A 667-nucleotide genomic window follows, 5' to 3' on the forward strand; every position below is an offset into this window, starting at 1 on the left:
AGCACATATACAACAATGCCTAGACTGCGTTCACTGTTGTTGTAGGTGGTTATATGTACTCTTCAATTGCGAGCAAAATGCAGCGGCTTATAGGCGGTTTCGTTGATCTGTTCGTCGTCATTAGCGTTGTCGTTGTTATCGCGTTGGGTATCAATTTTTGGCTCTATGACTTCCGTTTATCCCTGCAAGAAAACTTCACGCTTGTTTACGACACCCACGCGGTGTACCTCCTCACTGTTCCCATTCTTCTCGTGATTAACTGGTATTGGTTGAAGGAAGGGCAAACCATCGGCATGCGTTTTGTTGGTATCAAAGTGGTGATGAAAAATGGTCGTGCCGCGACCAAAGTGACGGTTTCCATCCGGCTTGGCATTAGCTATCTACTCGAAATGTTTATTCCTGGCGTCCCGTTGGTGAACCTTGTGTTGCTTGTTTTTCATCCAGAGCGACGTTTGTTGCATGATTTCCTTACCAAGACCAAAGTCGTGCAAGCACCTGACTTGCTACTGTCTATTTTGCATGGTCAAAAAAAGCCACATTAAGTGGCTTTTTAAATCAGGTCAGTCAATCAACGATTATTGCTGATTGATGTACGCTTTAAAGCGTGCTTTTGTTTCTGCATCTGCTTTTTGGTACCAGAAGTGCAGCATTTCTTCTGCTGTAGAAT

At 44.1% G+C, this 667-nt stretch carries 2 protein-coding genes; one reads left to right on the plus strand and one right to left on the minus strand.

Annotation, left to right across the window (positions count from 1 at the left end):
- The first annotated feature begins 53 nt into the window (after window positions 1-53).
- A complete protein-coding gene (locus R7R78_RS26800) occupies window positions 54-542 on the plus strand; it encodes an RDD family protein (RefSeq protein ID WP_138938101.1) in 489 nt (162 codons plus the stop codon).
- A 33-nt stretch (window positions 543-575) separates the two neighbouring features.
- Here R7R78_RS26800 and R7R78_RS26805 read toward each other — a convergent pair.
- Window positions 576-667, minus strand: a 92-nt coding sequence (locus R7R78_RS26805; RefSeq protein ID WP_225474698.1) for a DUF2057 family protein, incomplete at its 5' end; no start/stop codon positions are given.

It is taken from the genome of Vibrio sp. 2134-1 (assembly GCF_033339495.1).

What these genes read in the sequence shown, in the direction of transcription:
- R7R78_RS26800 (WP_138938101.1), top strand. Translation starts at nt 54, where the DNA reads ATGTACTCTTCAATTGCGAGCAAAATGCAGCGGCTTATAGGCGGTTTC.